The organism is Candidatus Pelagibacter sp. (assembly GCF_052049995.1).
GTDB lineage: Bacteria > Pseudomonadota > Alphaproteobacteria > Pelagibacterales > Pelagibacteraceae > Pelagibacter.
Window position 1 is genome coordinate 276,896 of the sequence record NZ_JBNGYX010000001.1, and the last position, 26,445, is coordinate 303,340.

The following is a 26,445-nucleotide window of genomic DNA, read 5'->3' on the forward strand; positions in this document are numbered from 1 at the left end:
TAATTAATAACTAGTGTATTCTTTAATTTCTTTTATTTTTGATCCAGTATGCTCATTTATTTCTAATTTAATTTTAGCTCGATCATCATTCAGAAAATGTACATCTCTTGAAAGTTTTACAAATTTTTCAGTAAAATCCTTATCTTTTTCACAAAGTCTTTTAGCATCTTCAATAACCCAAAGTTTAGAGTTAATATCTTTTAGTGATTGAAATAAGTTATTAAGTTTATCATCTGATTTGATATTTTTGTTTAATTGCTCTTTTAAAACAGAGTGCTCATCTGAAATGAATTTTAACTTCTCAGGGTCTTTAATTTTATCTCTCTTAATTTCTAGTATAGAAATTTTATCTAACAATTCCCCAATTGATATTTCAACTATAATTTTATTCATAAAATTTAATACTATGCTAAGTTGTTAGAAATATGTCTAATATTTTAATCATTAAACATGGATCTTTGGGTGATATTGCTCAAGCTTGTGGTGCAATTCAAGATATTTCTGAGAATCATAAAGGAGATGAAATTCATTTGCTAACAACTGAACCATACTTTGATTTATTTAAAAAAAATCCACACATTTCTAATGTTATTTTAGATAAGCGATTATCAAGATTAAACCTGATTTATTTATATTCATTAATGAAAAACATAAAAAAATATAATTTCTCTAAAATTTATGATCTTCAGAACTCAAGTAGAACAGCCTTTTATAAAAAAATTTTATTTCCAAAAGCAACAAAAGATACTTGGTCATCTACTGATACAACTTTACCTCAAGGAACAACAAAAGAAGACTTTGATAAAGACTCTGTTTTGTCTAGATTTGATCATCAATTAAAAAGCTCAGGTATAAACACAAGTCATACTATGAGCCCTGATTTTTCTTGGAGTACAACAGATATATCTCAGATAAAAAACCATCATCAATTAGATAAATATATTCTTCTTTTTCCTTTTTGTTCGTCTCATTTAAGTTCAAAGAAATGGCCTTATTACAATGAATTAATTTCAATGATTAATCAAAAGTCAAAGAATAAATTTAAAATAATAATTGCGCCTGGACCAAGTGAAATTAAAGAAGCGTCAAATATTAATGCACTCTGTGTTTTAGATAATGGTAAAGCTTTAGATATCTCCCAGTTAGCAGCATTGATTAAAGATAGTACTTTTGTTGTTGCTAATGATACTGGACCTGCACATATGACAGCTCACTTGGGATCTAAAGGAATTGCTTTATTTGGATCTCATACAACTCCCTTTAAAGTAAGTATTGAAAGAGAAAATTTTAAAGCAATTCAGGCACCTGAGTTATCTAAAATCTCAGTAGAAAAAGTTCTTGAAAGGCTTTCTGAAATTATTTCTTAATTTTTTCTAATACTTTTAAAAAAATAGGAACTGTGAAAAGTATGAAAAGTAATCTTATGATATGATGAAAAGCAACAAAGTCTGGGTCTAAATCAAAAGCAATTGCTATAACTGCCACTTCATAAATTCCACCAGGACTAAAAGATAATATTAAAGTTAAAATATTAGTCTCAACAAAGAATGTTGCAATATACGCTGCAACTAAACCTAATATTACCAAAATAGTAGTAGCTACAATACTATGAAGAGAATTATTAGCTATCTCTTTGACGGTTTTTTCAGCAAACCTACATCCGACCGAAGAACCAAGAATAAGCAGGCAAAAGTTTACTGTTTCATCGGGTAATTTATATGAAGCTATATCTGTAATTTGTAATAAACCACTTGCAAATAAAGTTCCAGACAGTAAAGCGGCAGGAATTCTAATTTTATCAAAAACAAAAATAAAAAACAAAGATGCAATAATAAGTACAATTAAATTTAAATGATTCTGAGCTAAATAATTGAAGTCATCATTTAATAAAACATTATTGTCAGTATTATTAACTATAATAAATGGAATGAAAGTTATTATGATAATTAATCTAATCAAGTGAGAGGTTGCTACTTGAGATAAATCTGTTTTTTCATTTTCAGCTAATATCATTAAAGGACCCAGAGCACCGGGAGCTGCTGAAAATATTGATGCTTTTTCACTATAACTTGCAAATTTTTGGAGGTATTTAGCAACAACCAAAATACATATTATTATGTAGATTAACATAATCAATGAAGTCCAAATCCAATCAAGCATTTGATTAAATAGATTTTGGTCTATGTAATTTCCAATATGCAATCCTAAAATTATCAAGATAAAGCTTAATACAATTTTAGGCATAATGATTTTTAGACCTGATAAAGCAGCAATTGAGGTGATAATCATAGGGCCCAAAAACCAAGCTAAAGGAATATTAAAATAATCAGCAATAATTGCGCTAGGAAAAGAAATTATTAAAACAGAAATAAATTTAATTGAAAATGCTTGTTTTGCATTTTCAAGATAAGATTTGATTTGATGTTTAATCATCCATTAAGCTTCTACCATCTACTATGCAAAAGATAAGAAAAAATGTATTAGTCAATAAAGTGAAAATTTAATTTTTAAAATTAATAAAATTTTAAGTTTTATTAATATCTTTTTTGAGAAAATTCTTTCAATTAAAAGTTGTGTTACTTAATTAGAGGTTGAATAAAGATTAAGACTATAATTAACTTACATTTTTAAATTAGAGAGGGATAAATAATGAAAAACTTAAAAAAAATAGTTTCAGTATTATTTTCAGCAATCCTATTATTCTCAGCAACAACTACAAGCTCAGTAGCAATTGACAAATTGCACTTTGTAATTGGTGGTGGTGCTGGTGGTGGTTGGGATGGAACCGCTAGAGGTACTGGAGAAGCTTTAACAAAAGCTGGAATGTTAAGTAGTGCATCATTTGAAAATATGTCAGGTGGTGGTGGTGGAAAAGCTTTAGCTTATATGATCAATACTAAACCTGCTAATACAGTTTTAGTTCAATCAACACCATTAGTATTAAGATCAATTACGAGACACAAAGGTTATGTAAAAGGTAGCGGAACATTATCTTATAAAGATGTTGTGCCAATTGCCGGTGTAATTGGTGACTACGGCGCTATTGCAGTTGCAAAAAGTTCATCTTTTAAAAATTTTAAAGATGTAGTTGATGCTTACAAAAAAGATCCAAATTCAGTTAAAATGGCTGGTGGATCAGTAAGAGGAAGTATGGACCATTTAATTGGTGCTTTAGCTTTCCAAGCTGCAGGTGCAGATCCAAATGCTGTTCAATACATTCCTTATGATGCTGGTGGAAAGGCTTTAGCTGGACTTTTATCTGGAGAAACGCAAATCATTTCAACTGGTTTAGGTGAATTGATGGGTGCAAGAGACCAAGTAAGAATTATTGGTATTACTGCTCCTTCAAGAGTTTCTGATGCACCAGATGCGCCAACTCTTAAAGAACAAGGATATGATGTACAATTCGTTAACTGGAGAGGTTTCTTTGGCCCTCCAGGTATGAGCAATGCTGATAGATCAGCTATTGCAAAAATGCTTGGCGATGTACAAAAAACTCCTGAATGGGAAACTGTCAGAGCAAGAAATGCTTGGGTTAATATTTATAATCCAGAAGGTAAGTTTGTTTCTTTCTTAGAAAAACAAACTCAAGAAATGACAGCTCTTATGAAAAAACTAGGAGTGATATAATCCTTAGGGTTATTTAAAACTAGAGCAGTGAATATAAATACTACAAAAATTATATCACTGCTCTTTTTTATATTTTCAGCATTTTATTTATATACTGCTTATCAAATTCAAGTTTTTACATTTGATGAAAATGCACCATTTAATGCAAGAACATTTCCAATTTATTTAGGTTATGCTGGATTATTCTTTTCTGGATTAAAACTTATTTTACCAGACCCAAATACTATTAAAGTTGATCATAAAAATTTAGAATATAAGAAAACAGGTATTCTTATATTGATTGCTATTATTTATGGAGCTACAATTTTAAAAGTTGGTTATTTTTTAACTACTTCTTTATTTTTATTTGCTTCATATTATTTCTTAGGAGAACGAAGATGGATTTTAATGTTTTTATTATCCTTTCCATTTGTTGCTGCCTTTATGTATCTTCTTCATGGTATTCTTGACATTTATTTAAGAGATCCATTTTTACAGTCAATTGGAGTTATGAGATGATTGAAGGAATATTAATTGGATTAACAACAGCACTTACTTTTCAGAACATATTAATGGTTATGGTTGGTTGTTTTTTTGGAACAATCATTGGAATGCTTCCAGGCCTTGGTCCAATGACAGCTATCGCATTAATGATACCAATAACTTATGGTTTTGATCCTGCAACAGGTTTAATTTTGATGGCTGGAGTTTATTATGGAGCAGTATTTGGTGGTTCTACTTCTTCTATATTGTTAAATGCACCCGGGGTTCCAGGAACAGTTGCAACTTCATTTGATGGTTATCCTATGGCACAACAAGGTAAGGCAGGAAAAGCATTAGCAATTGCTGCATGGAGTTCGTTTGCAGGCGGAACATTATCTGCAATTTATTTATTGTTTATGGCACCAAGTTTATCAAAAGTAAGTTTATCTTTTAGATCACCTGATTATTTTGCGCTAATGATTTTAGGTTTAACTGCAATTGCTGCTTTTTCATCTAAAGGACAATTTTTAAAAGCAATGATGATGGTAGTACTTGGTTTGATGCTAGCATCAGTTGGTCAAGATAGTTTGTCTGATATTACCAGATTTACATTTGATAATATGAACTTAACTGATGGAATTAGTTTTGTACTTGTTGTGATGGCAACATTTGCAATGAGTGAAGCTTTAACAATTATTTTAAAAAGAAATGATCCTACTAGTGCTGCTAAACAAGTTTCATTGACTGAATTAGGTTCCATTAAAATTAATAAAGAAGAACGAACTAAGATGTACAAAACAATACCAAGATCATCAGTAATTGGATTTTTGATTGGTGTATTGCCTGGTGCAGGTGCAACAATTGCATCATTTTTAGCTTATGGAATGGAACGAAACGTAGTTAGCGATGAGGAGAAAGAAAAATTTGGTAAAGGAAGTGTAAATGGCTTATCTGCACCAGAAACTGCAAATAATGCAGCCTGTTCAGGTTCATTTGTTCCAATGCTTACTTTGGGAATACCTGGAAGTGGAACAACCGCTGTAATGCTAGGAGCACTTTTAGGATTTGGTGTTCAGCCTGGTCCTAGACTTTACATGACTAATCCAGAGATTTTTTGGTCAATAATTATGTCTATGTATATTGGAATGGTAATATTGTTGATATTAAACTTACCACTTATTCCGTATATAGCTAGAATTCTTGCTGTTCCTAAAAATTATTTAATTCCTCTTATTTTATTTTTCTCTGTTACTGGAATTTACGTAATGTCATTTAATAATTTTGATATTTATTTAATGATTGGGATAGCTGTAGTTGCAACTTTTTTAAGATTATATGATTTTCCAATGCCACCTTTAATATTAGCTTTTGTTTTAGGTGGATTGATGGAGGAGAATCTTAGAAGGTCTTTGTTATTAAGTAATGGTTCATGGGAATTTTTGTGGGACAGAACATTAACTGCATGTATCCTAGCAACTACAATTTTAATCGTAGTTTGGCATATTTACAAAACCTTTAAGAAGAAAAATTAAGATTTAATATCTATACGTTTTCTAATGATTTCTTTATCAAGCTTCATTTCACGATATGACATTATTAAAACACCTAAAAATATAATACTAGCACCAATCCAAGTGAAGAGATCAGGTGTTTCACTAAAAACATAATATCCAATTAAAGAGGCAAACACTAAACTAAGAAATGAGTATGGTTGTGTCATACTAACATCTACTAATTTGTATGCGTGATTAATGCAAAGATGTAATAATGTACCAAATAAACCTGCAAAAAATAAATAAATCAAAGTTTGAAAACTAGGTGTTTGCCAATAAAACAACGCAATAATGAAACTAAAAATTGTCATATACGTATATCCATAAGATAAAATCGTAATCGAACTATCATCTTTTGCGATAGTTTTTGTAATTATAATCACTATTGACCACATAAAAGACGATGCCAGTGCCATATAAACTCCAAGAGAGATTTCAATTATTCCTGGTCTTAAAATTATTAACATTCCTATAAATCCTAAAACTAGTGCAAAACTCCTGTATATGTAAATTTTTTCTCCTAGAAATAAAACTGCCAATATTGTTACTATAAAAGGAACCACAAAAGATATAGCTGTAGCTTTTTCAATTGGCATCATTACTAAAGCTGAGAAATATAACAGCATTGAAGGTAAATTTAAAACTGCTCTTAAAAAATGTTTTTTATGATGATTAGTTTTAAAAACTGTAAATTTAGATTTTAACATATAAGGAAAAATAATTAGGAAGCCAAACAAAAATCTAAAAAATCCAGCAACATAAACATTAACTTCTTCTTGGGCTAATTTTAAAAATGTAAGCATCAAAGTTCCAAATAGCACCGAAGCTATAATTAAAAAAATTGCTAGTTTATTATTAGACATCAATAGATGACTATATGTAAAACTAAACTATAAACAATCATAGTTTAAGTTAATTTTTTGATGATTGGTTTAAAACAAAAATGCCAGAACAAGTAATTATTATAGCTCCAATAACTGTGAACATATCTGGAATATCATTATAAAATATATATCCAAAAATTATTGCCCAAAAAATTAAAGTGTAATGAAATGGTTGAATTATACTTGCTCTAGCTTTACTTAAAGCAATTATTTGAAGGTAAAGACCTAATGAAAAAAATATGCCTATACCCAAAAACATTGGGTATAAAGAGTAATCTATTGGTCTCCAAAAATTAGAAGCTAATAACGACATAACTAACAAACCAATTATTGAGGTAAAAAACAAAGATGTTTCGTTTGAGTCATATTGTGAAACTTTTTTAGTGATGACCTGATAAAGTCCTAGCACAAATGCTGCGAATAGAGGTATTAAAGCTTTAGGATCAAAAATTGATGAAGTTGGTCTTAGAATTATCAAAACTCCGAGAAATCCAATAAAAATTGCTGTCCATGTTTTAACAGATACTTTTTCTTTCAAGATTATTGCAGATAAAGCAACCACTATTACTGGCGCTAAGGAACCAATACTATGGGCATTTGCTAAAGATAAATATTTAAATGACAAAACAAAACACCCAGATTCTAACACAGATAATAAGCTTCTAAATATCTGTAATTTAACATCTTTAGATTTATAAAATAAATTATTTTTTTTTCTCTTAGCCTCAAAAAAAGCTAAAAATAAAACAAAAAAATACTTCACGAAAAGTAATTGAAAAACTGAATGATTAATAATTAGAGTTTTTTGTATAGTGTCTAAAATAGAAAAAGATAAGTAAGCAAAAATTCCAAAAAGTATTCCAATAGACTCTTTGGATTTTAAAATAAGCATAAATTAGCTTAGGGTTTTTTTATATTCTTCAATAATTTTTGACCATTGAAATTTGTTCACAAATTCTTTTGCATTTTTTCCAAGCTCCAAATATCTTTTATTTTCCAACAGTGAATTAATTGAAGAATAAACTTCATCAAGACTGTTACCATCGCATATTAAGCCAGTTTTTTCATGTTCAATTGCATCTGCAGCACCTCCGTCTTTACCACCAATAGATGGAATACCATACTGTGCAGCCTCAACATACGATATACCAAAACCCTCAACTGATTTTTTATGGATTATGGATGGCATCACAAAAATATTTGATTTTGAAACTAAAGCATTTTTTAAATCAGTACTTATATCTTTAAAAAACATAACTTGTGCTTCAAGATCTAGCTCTTTAACTAGTTTTTTTATATTTTCTTCTTCTTCTCCATATCCAATACAAATGTAAACAATGTCAGGATAAATTTGTTTTAAATTTCTCAAAGCCATTACTATTTTTTCGTGATTTTTACGCTTATCAAATCTTGAAACTGTAATTAGTCTTGGGTTTTTAACTTTAAGTATACTTTCAACTTTATCTAAAGTTTTTTTGTTTAGTTCTGCGGCTGGATCCACACCTGGATTTATTACAATTACTTTATTTGCATTAACACCAAGTTTTATTGCTAGATTTTTTGTAAACTGAGAATTTGCTATAACTTTTTCAACATTATTTAAAACACTAACCACTCTTTTATTTTGACTAGAACCATTAGGATGGTTGATTTCTTTACTATGAATTAAACAGTATGTTTTCTTAGAAGTTTTAATTAGTTCTAAACTTTTCCAATGATCAGCAATAATTCCATCTATTTTATTTTCTTTTATATATTCATTAATTAATTGTGCTTTTCTATATTTTCTTAGTAATTTAATTCCACCAACTCTTTCGATTGAAAAAGAAGCTTGTTCATCAAAATTTTTGTGACCTTCTATATGATCTGCAAAAACTTTTATCATGAAGTTTTTAGATAATTCTCTTGAAAGACCCCACATTAGATTTTGCATACCACCAAGCTCAGGTGGAAATGATCTAGTTACAATTAGATACATTAATCATACTTCCATTTAATACCACAGCCCGCACTGGGTATTTGATCCTCAGGACCTTTTCCAGTTTCAGCTATTTGCCTCATAGCTGTTAGCAGATCACTTTCTCCGTCTTTAACTGGAATAAACTTTTTAAGTTCTCTTAAACGTCCTCTGTATTGAAGTTCTAAATTTTTATTATAGCCAAAGAAATCTGGAGTACATACAGCATCATATGCTTTAGCAATTTCTTGAGTTTCATCATGTAAGTAAGGAAAATTGAAATGATTTTCATTTGAAAACTTGATCATGTTATCAAATGAGTCATCTGGATAATTAATAAAGTCATTTGAGCAGATAGCGACTGGGTTGATACCAATTTTTTTCAATTCACTACAATCTTCAACTAATTCTTTTGTAATAGCTTTTACATATGGACAATGATTGCAAATGAACATTATCAAAGTTCCATTTTCACCTTTGATATCATTTAAAGACAGAATTTTATTATCAGTAGATTTTAATTCAAATGGAATAGCTTTTTGACCAAAATCACATATTGGAGTTTGTATAGGCATAATGTAAAATATATAAATTATGTTTTATGATTTAAAAGATAAAAAACCAAAAAACTCTGGCGAAAATTGGGTAGCTCCTAATGCCACAATAATTGGAGATGTTACTTTAGAAAAAAATACAAGTATTTGGTTTAATGCAGTGCTGAGAGGAGATATTGAAAATATTCATATTGGTGAAGGATCTAATGTACAAGATGGAAGCGTATTACACACAGATCCTGGATGTCCTTTAAAAGTAGGAAAAAATGTTACGGTTGGCCATCTAGTTATGCTTCATGGGTGCACCATAGGAGACAACAGTTTAATTGGAATTGGAGCTGTCATCTTAAATAAAGCTAATATTGGTAAAAATTGTATAATTGGAGCTAAAGCCCTAATTACAGAAAATAAAGTTATACCTGATAACTCTTTAGTTGTTGGTTCTCCAGGCAAGGTAATTAGAGAGGTTACAGAGGAAGAAAAACAAGCAGTCTTTGAAAATACAAAACACTATCAAGATAATTGGAAAAAATATTCTAAATCAATTTTTTAAAGGAGATAAATGCCAGCAGGATATGTCATAGCACAATTGAAAATAACTAATCCGGAAAGTTATAAAGAGTATATTGAAAAAGTGAATCCAATTATAAAAAAATTTGGTGGAGAATATTTGGTAAGAGCTGGTGAGTTTCAAATATTTGATGGGGAAACAAAATTTCCAAGAATAATTATTTTAAAATTTCCGAGCTATGAAAGAGCTCTTGAGTGGTATAATTCAGAGGAATATAAACCAATAAAACAAATAAGATTGGATAATGCTGAGGGAACAAATATAATAATCAAAGGTCTATGAGAAAAATATTTATAGTTTTAATAATTTCTTTAATTTCTCAATTATCTCAAGCAAACGAAAGATTTATACCACTTGAATTATTTACAGGTGGGGAAATTCGTGATGATACTGAAATTAAATTTACAAAAGCCAATTTGGTCTTTGGAGACAAGAAAAGAAAAAAAATAGTAGGACCTGAAGATTGGAAAAATCCAAATACAGGTGAGATCATTAAAGTCTATAAAAGAACAAGAAAAAGCCAAAGTGGCGTTAAAACACAATTATTTGCCGTTACTAATGATGGACAATGCATTGGAAGAGTATGGGATAGTAGGAGGAGTGGAAGAATAATTGTAAATGGATGTAAATTTCCTTTAGGAGTGTGGAATGAAGGTGAAAAAAGAACATTTAAAGGATCTTCTGGAGGAAAGACTAGAAAAATTGAATTGACTATTTTAAAACTGGGAAAAAAACAAAAAGATAAAGTAACATTTAATTGGAAACTTTACGATGGAGCTGGAAAATTAATGGATGACAATGATTATACATTTTCTGCTGGCAAAGCAATGACAAAGCTTAATGATAAAAAAATATCAAAATGAAAAAAATATTTATATTTTTATTTGCTATAGTTTTTTATTCTACATCATTTTTAACAAATAATATTTTTGCAGAGATTAAAGTTCCAGGTTCTGGGGGGATTAATTATTGGAATGATTTTGAAAAATTTTACAAAAAACAACTTAAGAAATCTCAAAAAAAGAATCAAAAATTAATTTTTTATGGATCTACAAGTGGAGGAGGATGGGCGACTGGATTTAAAATTGTAAAAGATATAAATGATCAAGTACATGAACAAGCCTATAAACAGTGTATGAAGAGAGCAAAAAAGTACACTCAAAATGAATGTTTTTTGTTTGCAATTAACGACAAAATTGTTTGGACTAATATTGATGAACCTATTGCAAGTGTAAAGATGAATTTGGAAATAGATGAAAATGATAAAAAACCTGGAAGATTTTTTAAAGATCAACCTGATGTTACAGATGAACCTCAAGTTCATTTTATTTATATATTGAATAAAGACAGTGAGGATAACGAGTGGGATATTAATGGCAAAATGGAAAAAGAGCTATTAGCTGCAAATGAAAAAGTTTTTGAAATGACAAAAGGTAAACAAAAATTTAGATATGATATGAGAGAAGATGGAAAATTAGATATTTCATTTGTTAGATTTAATAAGCAATATAAAGGTAATTATGGAATGAATTATCCTGATGCTTATTTAACACAAAAAGGGTTTAATGATCCTAACAAATTATATTTTGCCTGGGCTGATGTTAAACATCGTGATGGTGGACAGGGAAGTGTTCACCATGGATATATTTTTTTACAAAGTAAATACATAACAAATGCAAATAAAAGAATGATGATGACATTACATGAAATACTACATGTAAATGGTTTTGCATGGCCTTGTACAAAAGGTAATTCTAATGGACACACATCAAGCTCAACTGTTATTGGTGGTCCAGTTGGTGACGATTCGTATAGACTTGGAGTTTTGTATGATCACGGTGATGATACTTGTCCAGATTTTAAAGACTCTGCTTTTCTAGAACCAAAATCTAATAGTCCTTTTAATCCTGTTGAGCTAAAATGTGCAATGGCAGCTGAAGTTGGACGAGGAAAAGCTCCAAATGAGAATTATGACTGGAGAAAAAGATATTCACATAAAAAACTACAAAAAATAAAAGCTAAAAGAACCTGGTGCACTTACAATGTTGGAAATTAACTAAAAAGTAAACCATTAATTGAATAAACTATTAATCCAATAATTATTATTAATAAAGTTAAAAAAGAAATTTGCCCACTTAAGTGCGCTTTTAATTTTGTTTTTCCTTCTTTAAATTTTTTAAAAAGAATGCTCCCAAATCTCATTATAGCTAATCCTAGAATAATAAGAAATGCTGTGAATATATATCCAGTAACCATCTACGGAACTAACCAGGTATCTTTATTATTTTCTAAATTAAATTTAGCTCTTCGATGGCCTTTAGCTGCTAAATAAAGCCATTCCATAGATTTAATTTTGCACTGAATAACAGTAAAGTTTTTATAACCTTCTTCACTTTTTTCTTTTGTGTAGTCAAAATTGTCTAATTCTGGTTTTAGTCCAGAGGTTGGTAGATCTGATTCAGTTCCTGGACCATTATCAACTAAATAACATTTTCTACTTATATGCTGGGTTTTAGACCACGATTCTTTTGTTACATCATTATTGTGATTAATAATGCATTTTACTTTTAATCTGACCTGTATCTTTTCATCTTTATCATAAAATAACATTGCAGCATTTTTATTTGCTTTTAGCTTTTCTATTTTATCTGATCTAATATCACTATGATATTGCACTATATTATTTGATTGGTCTGATTTTCTTAAAACTACAATTCTTCCATCTAGGTCAGATTGATCCCCACAAATAAACACAGGTATTCTAAAAGGTGAACTTCTATCTTTAACAGCATTATCTAACATTGACCAAATTTTCTTTTTGATCTCTGCAAAGTCCTCGTAATAAGGAACTGTATCCGTCACAAATATTATTTTTTCTTTTTTAATCGAGCAATCAAACCTGAGCTATCCCAACGATTGCCACCCATTTTTTGAACTTCAGCATAATAACCATCAATAATTTCTGTTATAGGCACAGGTGAACCATTTTTTTTTGCTTCCTCGATTGCAATTTTTAAATCTTTTCTCATCCAATCAATAGCAAAACCATAATCAAATTTATCATCAGTCATAGTTCGATATCTATTTTCCATTTGCCAAGATTGTGCTGCACCCTTAGATATTGTTTCCATTACTTTATCCATATCTAAACCGGCGTTTATTCCAAAATTAATTGCTTCAGATAAACCTTGAACTGTTCCAGCAATACACATTTGGTTCATCATCTTTGTTAACTGACCACTTCCACAAGGACCAATCAATTTTACTTTTTTACTGTAACAATCAATTACAGGCTCAGCTTTTTTAAACACTTCTTCATCACCACCTACCATTACTGTTAGTATTCCACCCTCAGCACCAGCTTGTCCACCAGAAATAGGGGCATCTAAAAAACTAAACCCTTTATCATTTGCTTTTTTATTTAATTCTCTTGATACTTCTGCAGATACAGTTGAGTTATCAATAAAAATAGACCCAGCTTTTGCTGTGTTAAATAATCCATTTGCCCCAGTTGCTACTTCTCTTAAATCATCATCATTACCTACACATGTAAAAATGAAATCAGCTCCATCTGCAGCCTCCGCAGGTGTATTGGCCATTTTACCTTTATATTCACCAATCCATTTTTCAGCTTTTGATTTTGTTCTATTAAAAACAGTTACATTGTGTCCAGCTTTTGATATATAACCAGCCATTGGGTAGCCCATAACCCCAAGACCTATGAAAGCAACATTACAAGTCATAATTTATTTCTATGTTTAAAAGTTTAAGTTTAAAAGTAATTGTATTTGGATTTATTTTTACATTTTTTTCAAGTTTTGGACAGAGTTTTTTTCTTGGCCTATTTAATTCTAGTATTAGAGACGCCTTATCAATTACACATGGACAATTTGGCTCAATTTATGCATCAGCCACTTTACTAAGTAGTATTGTTTTAGTTTGGATTGGAAAAAAAATTGATGACGTAAACATATTAAAGTTTGCTTCTTATGTAATTATTTTTCTATCTGCTTCTTGTTTTATATTTTCAAAGATTTCATCTGTTATTTTTTTATTTGTAGGAATTTTTTTAATGCGATTAGCTGGACAAGGTTTATCAAGTCATACAGCAACAACAACCATATCTCGTTTTTTTGAAAAAAATAGAGGTAGGGCTTTAAGTACAGGTTGGTTAGGATTGTCATTGGCTGAATTTATAATGCCAGTTTTAATTGTTTTCTTTTTAACTTTTATAGAATGGAGAGATATTTGGGTTTCAATTTCTATTTTAGTTATACTTGTTCTGCCTGTTGCAACATTTATTTTAGTTAAAGATGTTAAGCTTGATACTAGAGAAGAATCCAAAATAGAAGAAAACAATAAGGAAATTAAACAATGGAAAAGAATAGAAGTTTTAAAAGATTATCGATTTTATATTATTTGTATGACGATGTTAGCAATGCCATGGATTGCAACAGGATCTTTTGTCTATCAATCTTTTATATCTTCTTCTAAAGAGTGGGGACCTTATGTTATTGCGCAATCATTTATGGCATACTCAATTTTATCAGTGATTACTCTTTTTATATCTGGTTTTTTAATTGATAAATTTTCAAGTAGAAAATTATTAATTTATATGAATATCCCACTTTTTTTTGGCACCGTGGTTCTATACTATTTTGATGCACCGATTTCCTCTTTTGTATTTTTTGGTTTAGTGGGGGTCACGAATGGTTTGGCAAACGTACTTGGTTCTTCAACTTGGGCTGAGATTTATGGTGTCAAATATATTGGATCTATAAAGGCTTTAACAACTGCACTGATGGTGTTTGCAACAGCTTTTGGTACAGCTTTATTTGGATTTTTGATTGATATTGGTTTTTCAATTGAACAGATAGCCGTTGTTTCAGGAACTTATATCTTTGGCTCAATAATTCTTCTTTATTTAGTAAAAAATAAGCTAAATCCATATTATTTACAAAATAGCTCTTGATTTTTAAAGACTCACTGTGTAGATACTCCGCATGGCAAGAGTTACTGTAGAAGACTGTATAGATAAAGTAGAGAGTCCTTACGAATTAGTTCTAGTTGCTAAAGAAAGAGCCACCCAACTCAATGCAGGAATAGAACCAACAATTGATAGAGATAATGACAAAAATACTGTCATTTCATTAAGAGAAATTGCTGAAGAAAAAATTAAAGTTTCAGATTTAACAGATAGTGCTGTTTATAAACTTAGAAAACATGTTGAACAAGTTGATGATACTGTAGAAGATGACGAGGATATAGGCGATGACTTTGAAAATTTATACAAAGGCGAAATCTCAAAAAGTGGTACCCCTATCTTACCATCTAAAAGAGCAAGAAAAACTCCTGAAAAAATTCAAGTAACAAAAGAAGATTTGGCTGAGCTATCTGAAACAGCTACAGCAGAAGTTGATAATTCAGTAGGAGAAGAAACGATGAATGAGCAAGGAGAAGTTTCTTTAGATGAAGTATCAGAATCAGAAAATCAAGAAGCAGACGTATCTTCAGATGACACTGAAGCTTCAAACTCATAAAAAAATAATATAAAGTTATACCATGAATAGGAAAGTATCAGTTGCTCCTATGATGGATTGCACAGATCGTCATGAACGATTTTTTCTAAGATTAATATCCAAAAACACTCTTCTTTACACTGAGATGGTAGTCGATGAAGCTATAAATAGAGGAGATAAAAAAAAGTTATTGCAGTTTAATATTAATGAGAAACCTGTAGCACTTCAATTAGGAGGCTCTTCTCCAAAACTTTTAGCTGAAGCCACTAAAGTAGGCGAAGATTTTGGTTATGATGAAATTAATCTAAACTTAGGTTGTCCCAGTAAAAAAGTTGAAAAAAATAGATTTGGTGCTTGTTTAATGAAAGAGCCAAATTTAGTGGCAGATTGTTTAAGTAAAATGCAATCAGTTACAAAACTACCAGTCACTATAAAAACAAGAATTGGTTACGATGATGTAGATGATTATGAAAATTTACATAGTTTTATTTCTACCTTAAAAGCAACTGGAGTTAAAACTTTCATCATTCATGCAAGAAAAGCAATGTTAGGTAAGTTTACACCTAAGCAAAACTTAAATATTCCTCCTCTAAAATACGAATATGTTTATAAATTAAAAAAAGATTTTCCTAATGAAGAGATAATTATTAATGGAGGAATAACTTCAGTAGATGAAATAAAGCCTCATTTAGAAAAAACAGATGGTGTAATGATTGGAAGAGCCGCTTATCATACCCCATATTTGTTAGCAGATATTGAAAGAGAAATATTTAATAACGACGATGTTCCAAGTAGACAAGATGTAATTGAACAACTAATTCCTTATGTTAAAGAAGAATTAAAAAAAGGGACAAGATTGAATCAAATTATGAGACACACTCTTGGTTTATTTCATGGTCAAACAGGTGCAAGTTATTGGAAAAGATATTTAAGTGAAAACATGTGTGTAAGAGATGCTGACGTAAAAAAAATTGACCACATCATGGATAAAATTAAATACAACAATGTAGATACTAGAGTAGGACAGTCTGCTTAATTCAATTCTAACAAACGAATACAGTTATATTATTTTATTAATGGCTTTAACAGCTATTCCAGTAGGTTTTGTGGCTGGATTATTTGGTATAGGTGGAGGGTTGATAACTGTTCCATTTTTGTATTTTATTTTTGGTTCATTAGAAATTGACCCTCAATATGTTATGCACCTTGCGGTCGGAACTTCCTTTGCAATTATAATACCAACCTCTACAGTTTCAGTTTTAACACATCATAAATTTAAAGCGGTTGATTTTGATATCGTTAAGAATTACGGTCTATTTGTTGTACTAGGAGTTATTGTTGGTACTGCTTTTGCAGCTTCTGTAAAAACCAAATCTTTGGTTTTATTTTTTTCAATTATGATCTTATTTTTAGGAATTTACTTATTGTTAATAAAAGAAAAGGAACAAAACATAATTGTTAAAATGAAATTACATTTAAAAGTAATACTTGGTTTTCTTGTTGGCTTTATATCTGCTCCTATGGGTATTGGAGGAGCTGTAATGAATGTTCCTATTCTAAAGTTCTTTGGTTATTCAATAAATAAAGCCATAGGAAGTGCAGCTGCTATTGGCTTTTTAATTGCTTTATTTGGAGCAATAGGATTCCTTGTTTCAGGAAGTTATTTAAATTCAAGTCTTCCACTAAGTATTGGTTTTATAAATATCCCTGCTTTTTTAATTTTCATACCAATCACAACTTTTATGGCTAGGATAGGAGCTAAAACAGTTCATAGTATTGATAAGAATAAAATTAGTAAGTTTTTTGGAATTTTTCTTCTAGTGGTTTCGATTAAATTTTTTTATGAATACTTAAAATTATAACAAGCAAAAAAAAGAGGTGATTTCAGTCTCCCTCCATCACCTCACTAATTCAAATTAAGTGATTCTTTAAATATTTATGAACACTTAATAGTTGTAAATGCAATTTATTAACTAATTTAAACCCAAACAATCTTAAGTTGTATTTAGTCTTAAAAAAAAACTCAATTTAGCCATACATAATATTTAGTGTTATTATTCTAATTGATACTTTTAAAAATGGTTTCAGTAAAAGACATTAATAAAAATATTAAAAAATTATTTGATCCAATAGATAAAACTAAAAATAAGTTTTCCTCACTTTTAAAAGATTTCAAAAAAAACAAAATTAAAAAAGATTTAGCATTACAAAAACAATTAGAAAAAGAAAAGAAAAGAGAATTAACTTTAGAAAAAAAATTAGCGAAAAAAGCCAAACAAGATGAATTAAAAGAAGAAAGAAAGAAACTTCTTTTTCAAAAAAAATTAATCATTGAAAATGATAAACAAAAAAAAAAGAATGAAGAAAAAAGACAAAAGATAGAAGCCCAAAGAATTAAAATAGAACAGAAAAAAATTAAAGACGAAGAAACTAAAAAACTTAGAGAGGAAGCCAGAAAGCTTAAACAAGAAGATTTAAGGCTAAAAATGTTAGAGAGACAAAGAATTAGAGAAGAAAATTTTAAAATTAAAGAGGAACAATTAAAAAATAAAGAAATTGAAGCCCAAAAGAGAAGAGATGAAAAAGAAAAAGAAAGACAAGAAAAAATAAGATTAAAAGAAATTGAAAGGAAAAATAGACTTGAGGAAGAACAAAGATTAAGAGAGGCAGCAAGGAAGCTGAAATATGAGCAAGAAAAACTTAAAGAAATGGAAGAAAGATTAAGAGATCTAGAAACTGAAAGACAGCAAGAAATTCAAAGACAAATTTTAAAAGAAGAGGCTGAGCAAAGAGCGAAAGAAGAGGAATTAAGGATCAAAGAAAAAGAACTTAAAGAAGCTGAACGTGAGAGAATAAATAAAGAAAATGAAAGACGTCAAAGAGAAAGAGAATTGAAAATAGAGGAGGAAAGACAAAAAAGAGTTGATGAAGAAAACGAGAGAATTAGATTAGCTGAAATTGCTCAAAAAGAGAGAGAAGATGAGGAAAACAGGCGAATGAAAGAATGGGAGAAAAAATTTGATGAAGAACAGCGACTAAAAGAGGAGGAATTAGTTAGAAAGTTTTATAGCGATGAAATTTCTGAACAAGAAAACAATCTGGATGGCGATAATTTAGAAACTAAAGTTAATAACGATAATTTAGAAAATAAAAACGATGAAGATAATTTAAAAAATTAAATTTTCTGATCATATTCACCGACCTTACCTGTTTTTTGTAACAAATCGTCAATAAAATCAAAGATTTTTCTTTTTCTTTCATCTGATGTTGGGCTTTCAGTGACAATAACTAAAGATGGTTTGTTTGAAGAAGCTCTTATAAGTCCCCAAGAACCATCTTCGAATGAAAACCTAACTCCATTAACAGTTAAAATATCATTAATAACTTGGCCATCTATTTCAGTTTTGTTTTCTTTTAAATTTTTAATTTGTTTAACAAGCTCTTCAACAACAAAATACTTCTCCTCATCTTTGCAAAAAGGTGCCATTGTTGGTGTTTGAAATGTATTAGGTAATTCACTAATAATTTCACTCATTTTTTTATTTTGATTATATAATAAGTTACATACTTGAATTGCTGAGTTAATTCCATCATCATAGCCATATCCTATAGGTTGATTAAAAAAGAAATGACCACTTTTTTCAAAGCCTGCTAATGCTTTTTCAGTGTTCACTTTTCTTTTAATATGAGAATGACCCGTTTTCCAATAAATTGTTTCACAATTGTTTTCTAATAAGATTTTATCTTTTGTAAATAAACCTGTTGATTTTACATCAACCACAAACTTTGAATTTTTATGTTTGCTTGATAAATTTCTAGCAATTAGAAGTCCTATTTTATCTGAAAATATTTCGTTACCTTTGTCATCAATAACACCAACCCTATCTCCATCACCATCAAATCCAAAACCTATATCAGCATTATTTTCTTTAACTACTTTTGCTATCTCATGAAGCATTTCTAAATCTTCCGGATTTGGATTGTATTTAGGAAAATTCCAATCTAGGTTACAGTCTAACTCTATTACCTCACATCCAATACCTCTAAGAATGTCTGGGGCAAAAACACCCGCTGTTCCATTTCCACAAGCCACCACAGCTTTAATTTTTTTCTTAATTTTGTTTTTACTAATCAGGTTTTCTTTATAAATTTTATCAAAATCTTTTATTTGTTTTTCACTACCTTCGCCTTTTGTGAACTTTTCATTTAAGGTAATTTCTTTTAATTCTTTCATTTCTTCAGGTGCATGAGTTAATCCTTTTTTGATTCCCATTTTCACACCAGTCCAACCATTTTCATTATGACTAGCTGTAACCATAGCGACTGCATCAGCATCTAAATTAAATTGTGCAAAATAAACCATTGGTGATAACGACAAGCCAATATCTTCTATATTGCATCCTGTAGATAATAATCCTTTTTTAAGAGCTGTTTTTATTTCTTCACTATAAGAACGATAATCATGCCCAACTACGATTCTAGGATTATCTTTTTCAGTATGTATTTTTATCTGTGTTCCAAGGCCTTTTCCTAGATTCTCTATTCCAGATTGGTTTATATCTTTCTCATACAACCATCGGGCGTCATATTCCCTAAAGCCAAATGGGTCTATTTTTATGTTTTGATTCATTACCTATTTTCTTACCCTTTTTTTGTTAATTTCTTTCAAAAAAATTTATTTTTTTATTGATTATCATTTTGTCGCGTTCTATAAATGTTCTATTGTACAAATGTTTATATAGTATATTTACGTTAAACGCCTACAACATATAGTTGTTTTCGTACTAATAACAAAATATAATTAAAATTTATGAATAAGATTCTTTCTCAAGCCCTCAAAAAAGCTGTCTCTGAATATAGCCCCGTAGTTAAGGAAGTTTCTAAGATAAATAAACCTGATCTTTTCTCATTAAATAATGAAACAGAATTATTTCAAAATGATAAAGGTATCATAATTAAAATTGATCGTTCAAAAGACGCTAACCTTACAGACTTTGGTAAAGCAACTTTAAAAGACAGATATTTAGGTTTTAACGAATCTTATCAAGATTTATTTGCAAGAGTAGCAAGCACATATGCAGATGATAATTTGCACGCTCAAAGAATTTATAATTACATAAGTAACCTTTGGTTCATGCCAGCAACACCAGTTTTGTCAAATGGTGGTACAAAAAGAGGATTACCAATTTCATGTTTTTTAAATGAAGCATCTGATAGCTTAGGAGGTATTCTTGATTTATGGAGTGAGAATGTTTGGTTAGCAGCGAAGGGTGGAGGAATTGGAAGCTATTGGGGTAACTTAAGATCTATTGGTGAAAAAATAGGAAGAGTTGGAAAAACATCTGGAATAATTCCTTTCATAAAGGTGATGGACTCTTTGACTATGGCTATCAGTCAAGGATCATTAAGGAGAGGTTCTGCAGCATGTTATCTTCCAATTGATCATCCTGAAATAGAAGAGTTTATTGAAATGAGAAGACCAACGGGTGGTGATCCAAATAGAAAAGCATTAAATCTTCATCATGGCGTTTTAGTTTCAGATGCATTTATGAGAGCTGTAGAAACAGATGAACAATGGGCTTTAAAAAGTCCCGTTGATGGATCCATACAACAAACTATTTCAGCAAGAAATTTATGGATTAGATTATTAACTGCAAGAATAGAAACAGGAGAGCCATATATTATTTATATTGATACTGTTAATAGACAAATTCCACAGCACCACAAGTTAGCAAACCTTACAGTTAAAACTTCCAATTTGTGTAGTGAAATAACCTTACCAACAGGAATTGATAAAGATGGAAGAGACAGAACTGCAGTATGTTGTTTATCTTCTTTAAATTTAGAAAAATATGATGAATGGAAAGATGATCCAGACATGATTAATGATGTTATGAGATTTTTGGATAACGTTTTATCTGATTTTATTAACAAAGCTCCTGAGCAGTTTAAAGATGCAAAATATTCAGCAGAAAGAGAAAGAAGTGTTGGTTTAGGTGTAATGGGTTTTCACTCTTTCTTACAAAAAAATAGAATTCCACTTGAGTCAGTAATGGCAAAATCATGGAATAAAAAAATATTTAAAAATATTGATGAAAAAGTAAATCAGGCATCTAAAGATTTAGCTGAAGAGAGAGGTGCTTGTCCAGATGCAGCTGAGTATGGTTACAAAGAAAGATTTTCTAATAAGACAGCAATCGCTCCAACAGCATCAATTTCAATTATTTGTGGTGGAGCATCTCCAGGAGTAGAGCCTATTGCAGCAAACAGCTATACTCATAAAACTCTATCAGGTTCTTTTAATGTCAGAAATAGATATCTAGAAGAAATACTACAAAATCATGGTAAAAATGATGATGAAACTTGGTCTACTATTACTACCAATCAGGGCTCTGTTAGCCATCTAGATTTTTTAACTGATTTAGAAAAAGATGTATTTAAAACAGCATTTGAGCTTAATCAAAATTGGATAATTGAACTTAGTGGAGACAGAACTCCTTATATTTCCCAAGCTCAATCAGTAAATTTATTTTTACCAGCAGATGTTCATAAAAAAGAATTACACAAAATTCATTTTGATGCATGGAAGAAAGGCTTAAAAAGCCTTTATTACTGTAGATCAAAATCAATTCAAAGAGCTGAAAATATCAATGATGCCAAATCTACTGATATTACGGCAAACGTTTATAAATCTAAAAATCAACAATCTAACGAGCAGCCAGAGTACGAGGAGTGTTTATCATGTCAGTAGCAGAAAAAATTAATAAAGAGATTATTCAACCAAAAAAGATGGGTCTATTAGTAGAAAACCCTGTGTACAAACCTTTTAGATATCCATGGTGTTATGATGCATGGTTAACTCAACAAAGAATTCATTGGCTACCAGAAGAAGTTCCTTTAGGTGATGATGTTAGAGATTGGCAAAAAAACTTGTCTCAACCAGAAAAAAATCTATTAACACAAATTTTTAGATTTTTTACTCAAGCGGATGTAGAAGTTAATAATTGTTATTTAAGACATTACACAACTGTATTTAAACCAACAGAAGTATTAATGATGATGACAGCATTTGCTGCAATGGAAACAGTTCATGTAGCCGCTTATTCTCATCTTTTAGATACTATTGGTATGCCAGAGTCAGAATACTCGGCTTTCATGAAATATAAAGAAATGAAAGACAAGTACGATTACATGCAGGGCTTCAATGTAAATTCTAAAGAGGATATTGCAAAAACGGTTGCAGTGTTTAGTGCATTTACAGAAGGATTACAGTTGTTTGCAAGTTTTGCAATTTTATTGAATTTTCCAAGACACAATAAAATGAAAGGAATGGGGCAGATAGTTACTTGGTCTGTAAGAGATGAAACACTTCATTGTAATTCTATGATCAGAATTTTTAAAGAATTTATAAAAGAAAATCCTGAAATTTGGACACCTAAACTTAAAAAAGAACTTTATGAAGCTTGTAGAATAATTGTTGAGCATGAAGATGCTTTTATTGATTTAGCTTTTGAAATGGGACCAATGGAAGGATTAACAGCTCAAGAAGTTAAAGATTATATTAGGTTCATTGCGAACAGAAGACTTATCCAATTAGGGTTAGAACCAATTTATGACGTTCAAAAAAACCCACTAACTTGGTTGGATACAATGCTAAATGCAGTTGAGCATATGAATTTCTTCGAAGGTAGAGCGACTGAATATTCTAAAGCATCAACCCAGGGTACTTGGGCAGAAGCTTTTAGTTAATCTTAAAATTATCTTTGATTTAACTGCATCACTTTTCGATGCTTGCTACCTTTGTAACTAGCTAAAGGTCTAATAAGTTTATTAGCAGCATGTTGCTCCATTATATGAGCAGACCAACCAGTAATTCTTGAAATTACAAATATTGGAGTAAAAAAATCAGTTTCAAATCCCATTAAATGATAAGTAGGTCCTGTAGGATAGTCTACATTAGGATATATGTTTTTTTCTTTTATCATTACCCTTTCAACAATATCGTAAATTTTCTCGAATTTTTTATCTTTCTTAATTTTCGCAACTTTTGCAAAATATTTCCTCATGGTTGGAACTCTAGAATCACCTGATTTATAAACCCTGTGTCCAAATCCCATCACCACCTCTTTATTTTTCAAGGCGTTGTTAATCCATTTTAAGGCATTTTCAGGCTTTTTAATTTTGTTCATCATATGCATAACTTCTTCATTTGCTCCACCGTGAAGAGGGCCTTTTAAACTGGCGATTGCGCCTGTTATTGCTCCATGTATATCAGACAAACTGCTAGTGATTGTTCTTGCCGTAAATGTAGAAACATTAAAACTATGCTCAGCATAAAGAATTAGAGATACATCAAAAGCCTTAACAATTTCTTTTTGAGGTACTTTTCCAAAACACATATAGAAAAAGTTTTCAGCAAAAGTTAAAGTTTTTTTTGGTTTAATAATTTTTTTTCCTTTCCTTATTCGGTAAAAAGCAGCAAGTGCTGTAGGAGTTTTTGCAAAAATTCTTAGGGCTTTTCTCATATTTGCTTCAGGTGAAGAGTCAGTGGTCTCTTTATCTTCCAATCCCATTACACTTACAGCAGTTCTAGCTACATCCATCGGATGAGATTTTTTTGGCATATGCCTAATAATTTCATATAAATTTTTAGTTAGCTCCCTATGATTTCTTTCTTCTTTCTCAAATTTTCTAAGTTCAAGAGTATTTGGTAAATCTTTATTTAAAATTAAATATGCAACCTCCTCAAATCTACAATACTCACATAAATCTTGAGCAGCATAACCCCTATAAGTAAGGGAGTTAATCTCAGGCATTACTTTTGAAACCTCTGTTTCATCAACAACAATGCCTAGTAATCCCTTCTTGATATCATCACTCATTATTCATGTCCTTCCGTACTAAAATTATAAATTTTTTCATCCAATGAATTATATTTTTCATAATCAACTAATTCATAAAGTCTTTTTCTAGTTTGCATCTTATCAATTATATTGTTTTGATGTCCATTTGCATAAATGTCTCTTAATCCATCTTCCACATTTTTCATAGCTAATCTTTGTGTGGTAACTGGATAAATCACAATATTGTATCCAAAATTTTCTAACTCTTTGTAGTTAAACAATTTAGACTTACCAAACTCAGTCATATTAGCTAATAAATATCCTGTTAATTCTTTACGAACTTTTTCAAAATCTTTCTCATCTTGAAGAGCTTCAGGAAATATTATTTCAGCACCAGCATCAATGTAGGCCTTGCATCTTTCTATCATTTTATCGATACCTTCAACACTCTTGGCATCTGAACGGGCTATAATTTTAAAATTTTGATCTTTTTTTGCTGCTACACATTCTTTAATCTTTTTAACCATAGCATCAGTTGAAATAAGTTCTTTATTATCAAGATGACCACATCTTTTTCTCTCAATTTGATCTTCTAAATGAACTCCTGTTATCCCAAATTCCTCAAATATTTCTATTGTTTCCTTACATGATTTAAATCCTGTATCTATATCTACTATTGTTGGAAGATTAGTAACTCTAGAAATTAAATAAGATCTTGTACTAACATCTTGCAGTGTTGTTAAACCAATATCAGGAAAGCCAAGATCATTAGCCATTACTCCACCAGATACATAAACTGCATCATATCCAATTTCTTCAATTAATTTTGCTGTCAGTGGATTATATGCACCAGGAACTCGTAATATTTTATTTGATTTTAATTTTTGGTTAAAATCTAATCTCTTTTGACTTGGTTCTTTTTCAACAAAGTGCATTAAAAAATTCCTTTTTTATTATTTTGTTTTAATTTGTTCTTTCTAACTTCAATATTTAGTTTATCAAGTTGACCAGGTTTTAAATTTTTTAAATTTTGTACTGTTTTTAAAAAACGATCACTCTCATTTCTATCTAAAATACCATCGGTTAAAGTTAAAAATTTATTTATATAATTTTCTCTCTTAAATGGTCTAGCACCATATGGATGTGCGTCTGCTCTATCTAGTTCCTCTGTTATTTTTTTTCCATTATTAAGCGTCACTACTACTTTAGCTCCGAATGCTTTGTTTTTTGGGTTCGGATCGTGATATTTCTTTGTCCATTTTTTATCCTCATGTGTTTTTATTGATTTCCAAATTTTGATTGTACTTTTTCTATTAGCTCTGGCTTTTGTATAAGACCTGACATGATGCCAATCTCCATCTTCAAGTGCTACGGCAAAGATGTACATTATAGAATGATCTAATGTCTCTCTGCTTGCATTAGGATCCATTTTTTGAGGGTCATTAGCACCTGTCCCAATTACAAAATGAGTGTGATGACTTGTAAAAATATCAATTTTTTTTATATGGTTTAAATTAGATATTTTTGTTTTTAATTTTTTTGCTAGATCAATTAATGCCTGAGACTGATATTCAGCAGAATACTCTTTTGTATATGTTTCTAAAATAGCTTTTTTGCTTTCACCTTTTTTTGGTAAAGGGACTTTGTATTTAGCTTTTTTACCATCTAATATTCTTGCTATTACACTATCCTCACCTTCATATATTGGACTTGGGGCTCCTTCACCTCTCATTACTCTGTCTACCGCTTCTATTGCAAGCTTACCTGCATGTGCAGGAGCATAAGCTTTCCAACTTGAAATTTCTCCTTTTCTTGATTGTCTTGTAGAAATTGTTGTATGTAGCGCCTGTTGAATAGCTTGATAAATAGTTTCTGTATTTAATTTTAACATTGTTCCTAATCCAGCAGCCACACTAGGTCCTAAATGAGCAATGTGATCAACTTTATGCTTATGCAAACAAATTCCTTTAACTAAATTTACTTGAACTTCGTATGCAGTAATTATTCCTCTTAGTAAATCCAATCCACTTTTTTTATTTTGTTGGGCAACACTTATAAGTGGAGGGATATTGTCACCAGGATGACTATAATCAGCAGCTAAAAAAGTGTCATGAAAATCTAATTCTCTAACTGCAGTTCCATTAGACCAAGCTGCCCATTCGCAATCAAATTTTAATTTCGAATTTACCCCAAATATAGTAGCACCATTTTTTCTAGAATGCTTTAAAGCCATCTCTCTAGATGAGATTACTGGTTTTCTATTTAACGAAGCAATAGCAACTGAGGCGTTATCAATTATTCTATTGATAACCATTTGGATAGCGTTTTTATTTAATTTAGCATTATCACTTGCTATCTCAGCTATCTTCCATGCTAGTTGTTTCTTCTTTGGAAGATTAATTTTTGATGGATATACTTTAACTGTATGTAATAACAAAATAACTCCTAATTAGTGATTTTGTTTTAATAGTT

General features: G+C 30.1%; 28 protein-coding genes. 15 read left to right on the top strand and 13 right to left on the bottom strand.

All coding sequences use genetic code 11. From position 1 onward, the window contains the following. Positions 1–3: 3 nt before the first annotated feature. On the bottom strand, positions 4–393 hold the full coding sequence (locus tag ACTT9Y_RS01480) for a DUF6165 family protein (RefSeq protein ID WP_440932698.1): 390 nt from the start codon (positions 391–393) through the stop codon (positions 4–6). Positions 394–425: 32 nt separating this feature from the next. Between ACTT9Y_RS01480 and ACTT9Y_RS01485 the strand changes: the two genes are divergently transcribed. After that, a complete protein-coding gene (locus ACTT9Y_RS01485) occupies positions 426–1,367 on the top strand; it encodes a glycosyltransferase family 9 protein (RefSeq protein WP_440932699.1) in 942 nt (313 codons plus the stop codon). Here ACTT9Y_RS01485 and ACTT9Y_RS01490 read toward each other — a convergent pair. After that, on the bottom strand, positions 1,357–2,433 hold the full coding sequence (locus ACTT9Y_RS01490) for an AbrB family transcriptional regulator (RefSeq protein ID WP_440932700.1): 1,077 nt from the start codon (positions 2,431–2,433) through the stop codon (positions 1,357–1,359). The genes ACTT9Y_RS01485 and ACTT9Y_RS01490 overlap by 11 nt on opposite strands. Positions 2,434–2,649: 216 nt before the next feature. Between ACTT9Y_RS01490 and ACTT9Y_RS01495 the strand changes: the two genes are divergently transcribed. The 3 genes from ACTT9Y_RS01495 to ACTT9Y_RS01505 are packed head-to-tail and all read left to right on the top strand — an operon-like array spanning position 2,650 to position 5,624. After that, a complete protein-coding gene (locus ACTT9Y_RS01495; RefSeq protein WP_075504759.1) occupies positions 2,650–3,630 on the top strand; it encodes a Bug family tripartite tricarboxylate transporter substrate binding protein in 981 nt (326 codons plus the stop codon). A 27-nt stretch (positions 3,631–3,657) separates the two neighbouring features. Continuing rightward, on the top strand, positions 3,658–4,128 hold the full coding sequence (locus ACTT9Y_RS01500; RefSeq protein ID WP_440932701.1) for a tripartite tricarboxylate transporter TctB family protein: 471 nt from the start codon (positions 3,658–3,660) through the stop codon (positions 4,126–4,128). Then, positions 4,125–5,624 carry a tripartite tricarboxylate transporter permease gene (locus ACTT9Y_RS01505; RefSeq protein WP_440932702.1) on the top strand — a complete coding sequence of 500 codons (1,500 nt, stop codon included), beginning with the start codon at positions 4,125–4,127 and terminating at the stop codon, positions 5,622–5,624. Before ACTT9Y_RS01500 ends, ACTT9Y_RS01505 begins: the two co-directional genes overlap by 4 nt. On the opposite strand, the gene ACTT9Y_RS01510 is transcribed toward ACTT9Y_RS01505, so the two are convergent. The 4 genes from ACTT9Y_RS01510 to ACTT9Y_RS01525 are packed head-to-tail and all read right to left on the bottom strand — an operon-like array spanning position 5,621 to position 9,061. Further along, a complete protein-coding gene (locus ACTT9Y_RS01510; protein ID WP_440932703.1) occupies positions 5,621–6,508 on the bottom strand; it encodes a DMT family transporter in 888 nt (295 codons plus the stop codon). The genes ACTT9Y_RS01505 and ACTT9Y_RS01510 overlap by 4 nt on opposite strands. A 49-nt stretch (positions 6,509–6,557) precedes the next feature. Next, positions 6,558–7,421, bottom strand: a complete 864-nt coding sequence (locus ACTT9Y_RS01515; RefSeq protein WP_440932704.1) for a DMT family transporter — start codon at positions 7,419–7,421, stop codon at positions 6,558–6,560. A gap of 3 nt (positions 7,422–7,424) precedes the next feature. Continuing rightward, positions 7,425–8,507 carry a glycosyltransferase family 4 protein gene (locus ACTT9Y_RS01520; RefSeq protein ID WP_440932705.1) on the bottom strand — a complete coding sequence of 361 codons (1,083 nt, stop codon included), beginning with the start codon at positions 8,505–8,507 and terminating at the stop codon, positions 7,425–7,427. Continuing rightward, a complete protein-coding gene (locus tag ACTT9Y_RS01525; protein WP_440932706.1) occupies positions 8,507–9,061 on the bottom strand; it encodes a thioredoxin family protein in 555 nt (184 codons plus the stop codon). The genes ACTT9Y_RS01520 and ACTT9Y_RS01525 overlap by 1 nt, the downstream gene beginning before the upstream one ends. A 19-nt stretch (positions 9,062–9,080) precedes the next feature. Here ACTT9Y_RS01525 and ACTT9Y_RS01530 point away from each other — a divergent pair, with 19 nt between their 5' ends. Genes ACTT9Y_RS01530 through ACTT9Y_RS01545 form a run of 4 tightly spaced genes read left to right on the top strand, consistent with a single transcriptional unit; the run spans position 9,081 to position 11,667 of the window. Beyond that, a complete protein-coding gene (locus tag ACTT9Y_RS01530) occupies positions 9,081–9,593 on the top strand; it encodes a gamma carbonic anhydrase family protein (protein WP_075504754.1) in 513 nt (170 codons plus the stop codon). A 9-nt stretch (positions 9,594–9,602) separates the two neighbouring features. Then, positions 9,603–9,893, top strand: coding sequence for a DUF1330 domain-containing protein (locus tag ACTT9Y_RS01535; RefSeq protein ID WP_440932707.1), 291 nt, complete (start codon positions 9,603–9,605; stop codon positions 9,891–9,893). Next, positions 9,890–10,474 (top strand): hypothetical protein, encoded by a 585-nt coding sequence (locus ACTT9Y_RS01540; RefSeq protein WP_440932708.1) that lies wholly within the window; start codon positions 9,890–9,892, stop codon positions 10,472–10,474. The genes ACTT9Y_RS01535 and ACTT9Y_RS01540 overlap by 4 nt, the downstream gene beginning before the upstream one ends. Further along, a complete protein-coding gene (locus ACTT9Y_RS01545; RefSeq protein ID WP_440932709.1) occupies positions 10,471–11,667 on the top strand; it encodes a hypothetical protein in 1,197 nt (398 codons plus the stop codon). The genes ACTT9Y_RS01540 and ACTT9Y_RS01545 overlap by 4 nt, the downstream gene beginning before the upstream one ends. Here the strand turns inward: ACTT9Y_RS01545 and ACTT9Y_RS01550 are convergent. The 3 genes from ACTT9Y_RS01550 to ACTT9Y_RS01560 are packed head-to-tail and all read right to left on the bottom strand — an operon-like array spanning position 11,664 to position 13,354. Then, on the bottom strand, positions 11,664–11,867 hold the full coding sequence (locus ACTT9Y_RS01550; protein WP_440932710.1) for a hypothetical protein: 204 nt from the start codon (positions 11,865–11,867) through the stop codon (positions 11,664–11,666). The genes ACTT9Y_RS01545 and ACTT9Y_RS01550 overlap by 4 nt on opposite strands. Continuing rightward, positions 11,868–12,473 carry a flavin-binding protein gene (locus ACTT9Y_RS01555; RefSeq protein ID WP_440932711.1) on the bottom strand — a complete coding sequence of 202 codons (606 nt, stop codon included), beginning with the start codon at positions 12,471–12,473 and terminating at the stop codon, positions 11,868–11,870. It lies immediately after the preceding gene. 5 nt (positions 12,474–12,478) lie between these two features. Beyond that, positions 12,479–13,354, bottom strand: a complete 876-nt coding sequence (locus ACTT9Y_RS01560; RefSeq protein ID WP_440932712.1) for an NAD(P)-dependent oxidoreductase — start codon at positions 13,352–13,354, stop codon at positions 12,479–12,481. A gap of 11 nt (positions 13,355–13,365) precedes the next feature. Here ACTT9Y_RS01560 and ACTT9Y_RS01565 point away from each other — a divergent pair, with 11 nt between their 5' ends. From ACTT9Y_RS01565 to ACTT9Y_RS01585, 5 genes are all read left to right on the top strand, one after another. After that, positions 13,366–14,583: an MFS transporter gene (locus tag ACTT9Y_RS01565; RefSeq protein ID WP_440932713.1), complete on the top strand. Its 1,218-nt coding sequence runs from the start codon at positions 13,366–13,368 to the stop codon at positions 14,581–14,583. Positions 14,584–14,614: 31 nt separating this feature from the next. Continuing rightward, positions 14,615–15,151 carry a DNA-directed RNA polymerase subunit omega gene (gene rpoZ / locus ACTT9Y_RS01570; protein WP_440932714.1) on the top strand — a complete coding sequence of 179 codons (537 nt, stop codon included), beginning with the start codon at positions 14,615–14,617 and terminating at the stop codon, positions 15,149–15,151. 22 nt (positions 15,152–15,173) lie between these two features. Then, on the top strand, positions 15,174–16,166 hold the full coding sequence (dusA, locus tag ACTT9Y_RS01575) for a tRNA dihydrouridine(20/20a) synthase DusA (protein WP_440932715.1): 993 nt from the start codon (positions 15,174–15,176) through the stop codon (positions 16,164–16,166). 40 nt (positions 16,167–16,206) lie between these two features. Next, positions 16,207–16,992, top strand: coding sequence for a sulfite exporter TauE/SafE family protein (locus ACTT9Y_RS01580; protein WP_440932716.1), 786 nt, complete (start codon positions 16,207–16,209; stop codon positions 16,990–16,992). Between the two features lie 216 nt (positions 16,993–17,208). Next, on the top strand, positions 17,209–18,309 hold the full coding sequence (locus ACTT9Y_RS01585) for a hypothetical protein (protein ID WP_440932717.1): 1,101 nt from the start codon (positions 17,209–17,211) through the stop codon (positions 18,307–18,309). Here ACTT9Y_RS01585 and ACTT9Y_RS01590 read toward each other — a convergent pair. Continuing rightward, positions 18,306–19,760 carry a phosphomannomutase/phosphoglucomutase gene (locus ACTT9Y_RS01590; RefSeq protein WP_440932718.1) on the bottom strand — a complete coding sequence of 485 codons (1,455 nt, stop codon included), beginning with the start codon at positions 19,758–19,760 and terminating at the stop codon, positions 18,306–18,308. The two genes, ACTT9Y_RS01585 and ACTT9Y_RS01590, sit on opposite strands and share 4 nt — an antisense overlap. Positions 19,761–19,940: 180 nt before the next feature. Between ACTT9Y_RS01590 and ACTT9Y_RS01595 the strand changes: the two genes are divergently transcribed. Next, on the top strand, positions 19,941–21,881 hold the full coding sequence (locus ACTT9Y_RS01595; RefSeq protein WP_440932719.1) for a ribonucleoside-diphosphate reductase subunit alpha: 1,941 nt from the start codon (positions 19,941–19,943) through the stop codon (positions 21,879–21,881). Next, positions 21,872–22,879 carry a ribonucleotide-diphosphate reductase subunit beta gene (locus ACTT9Y_RS01600; protein WP_075485814.1) on the top strand — a complete coding sequence of 336 codons (1,008 nt, stop codon included), beginning with the start codon at positions 21,872–21,874 and terminating at the stop codon, positions 22,877–22,879. The genes ACTT9Y_RS01595 and ACTT9Y_RS01600 overlap by 10 nt, the downstream gene beginning before the upstream one ends. Before the next feature lie 8 nt (positions 22,880–22,887). On the opposite strand, the gene ACTT9Y_RS01605 is transcribed toward ACTT9Y_RS01600, so the two are convergent. The 3 genes from ACTT9Y_RS01605 to ACTT9Y_RS01615 are packed head-to-tail and all read right to left on the bottom strand — an operon-like array spanning position 22,888 to position 26,410. Then, complete coding sequence (locus ACTT9Y_RS01605; protein ID WP_440907996.1) at positions 22,888–24,012, bottom strand: bifunctional 2-methylcitrate synthase/citrate synthase; 1,125 nt, start codon at positions 24,010–24,012, stop codon at positions 22,888–22,890. Next, positions 24,012–24,908, bottom strand: coding sequence for a methylisocitrate lyase (gene prpB / locus ACTT9Y_RS01610; protein WP_440932720.1), 897 nt, complete (start codon positions 24,906–24,908; stop codon positions 24,012–24,014). Before prpB ends, ACTT9Y_RS01605 begins: the two co-directional genes overlap by 1 nt. Beyond that, a complete protein-coding gene (locus ACTT9Y_RS01615) occupies positions 24,908–26,410 on the bottom strand; it encodes an MmgE/PrpD family protein (RefSeq protein WP_440932721.1) in 1,503 nt (500 codons plus the stop codon). The genes prpB and ACTT9Y_RS01615 overlap by 1 nt, the downstream gene beginning before the upstream one ends. Positions 26,411–26,445: the final 35 nt, after the last annotated feature.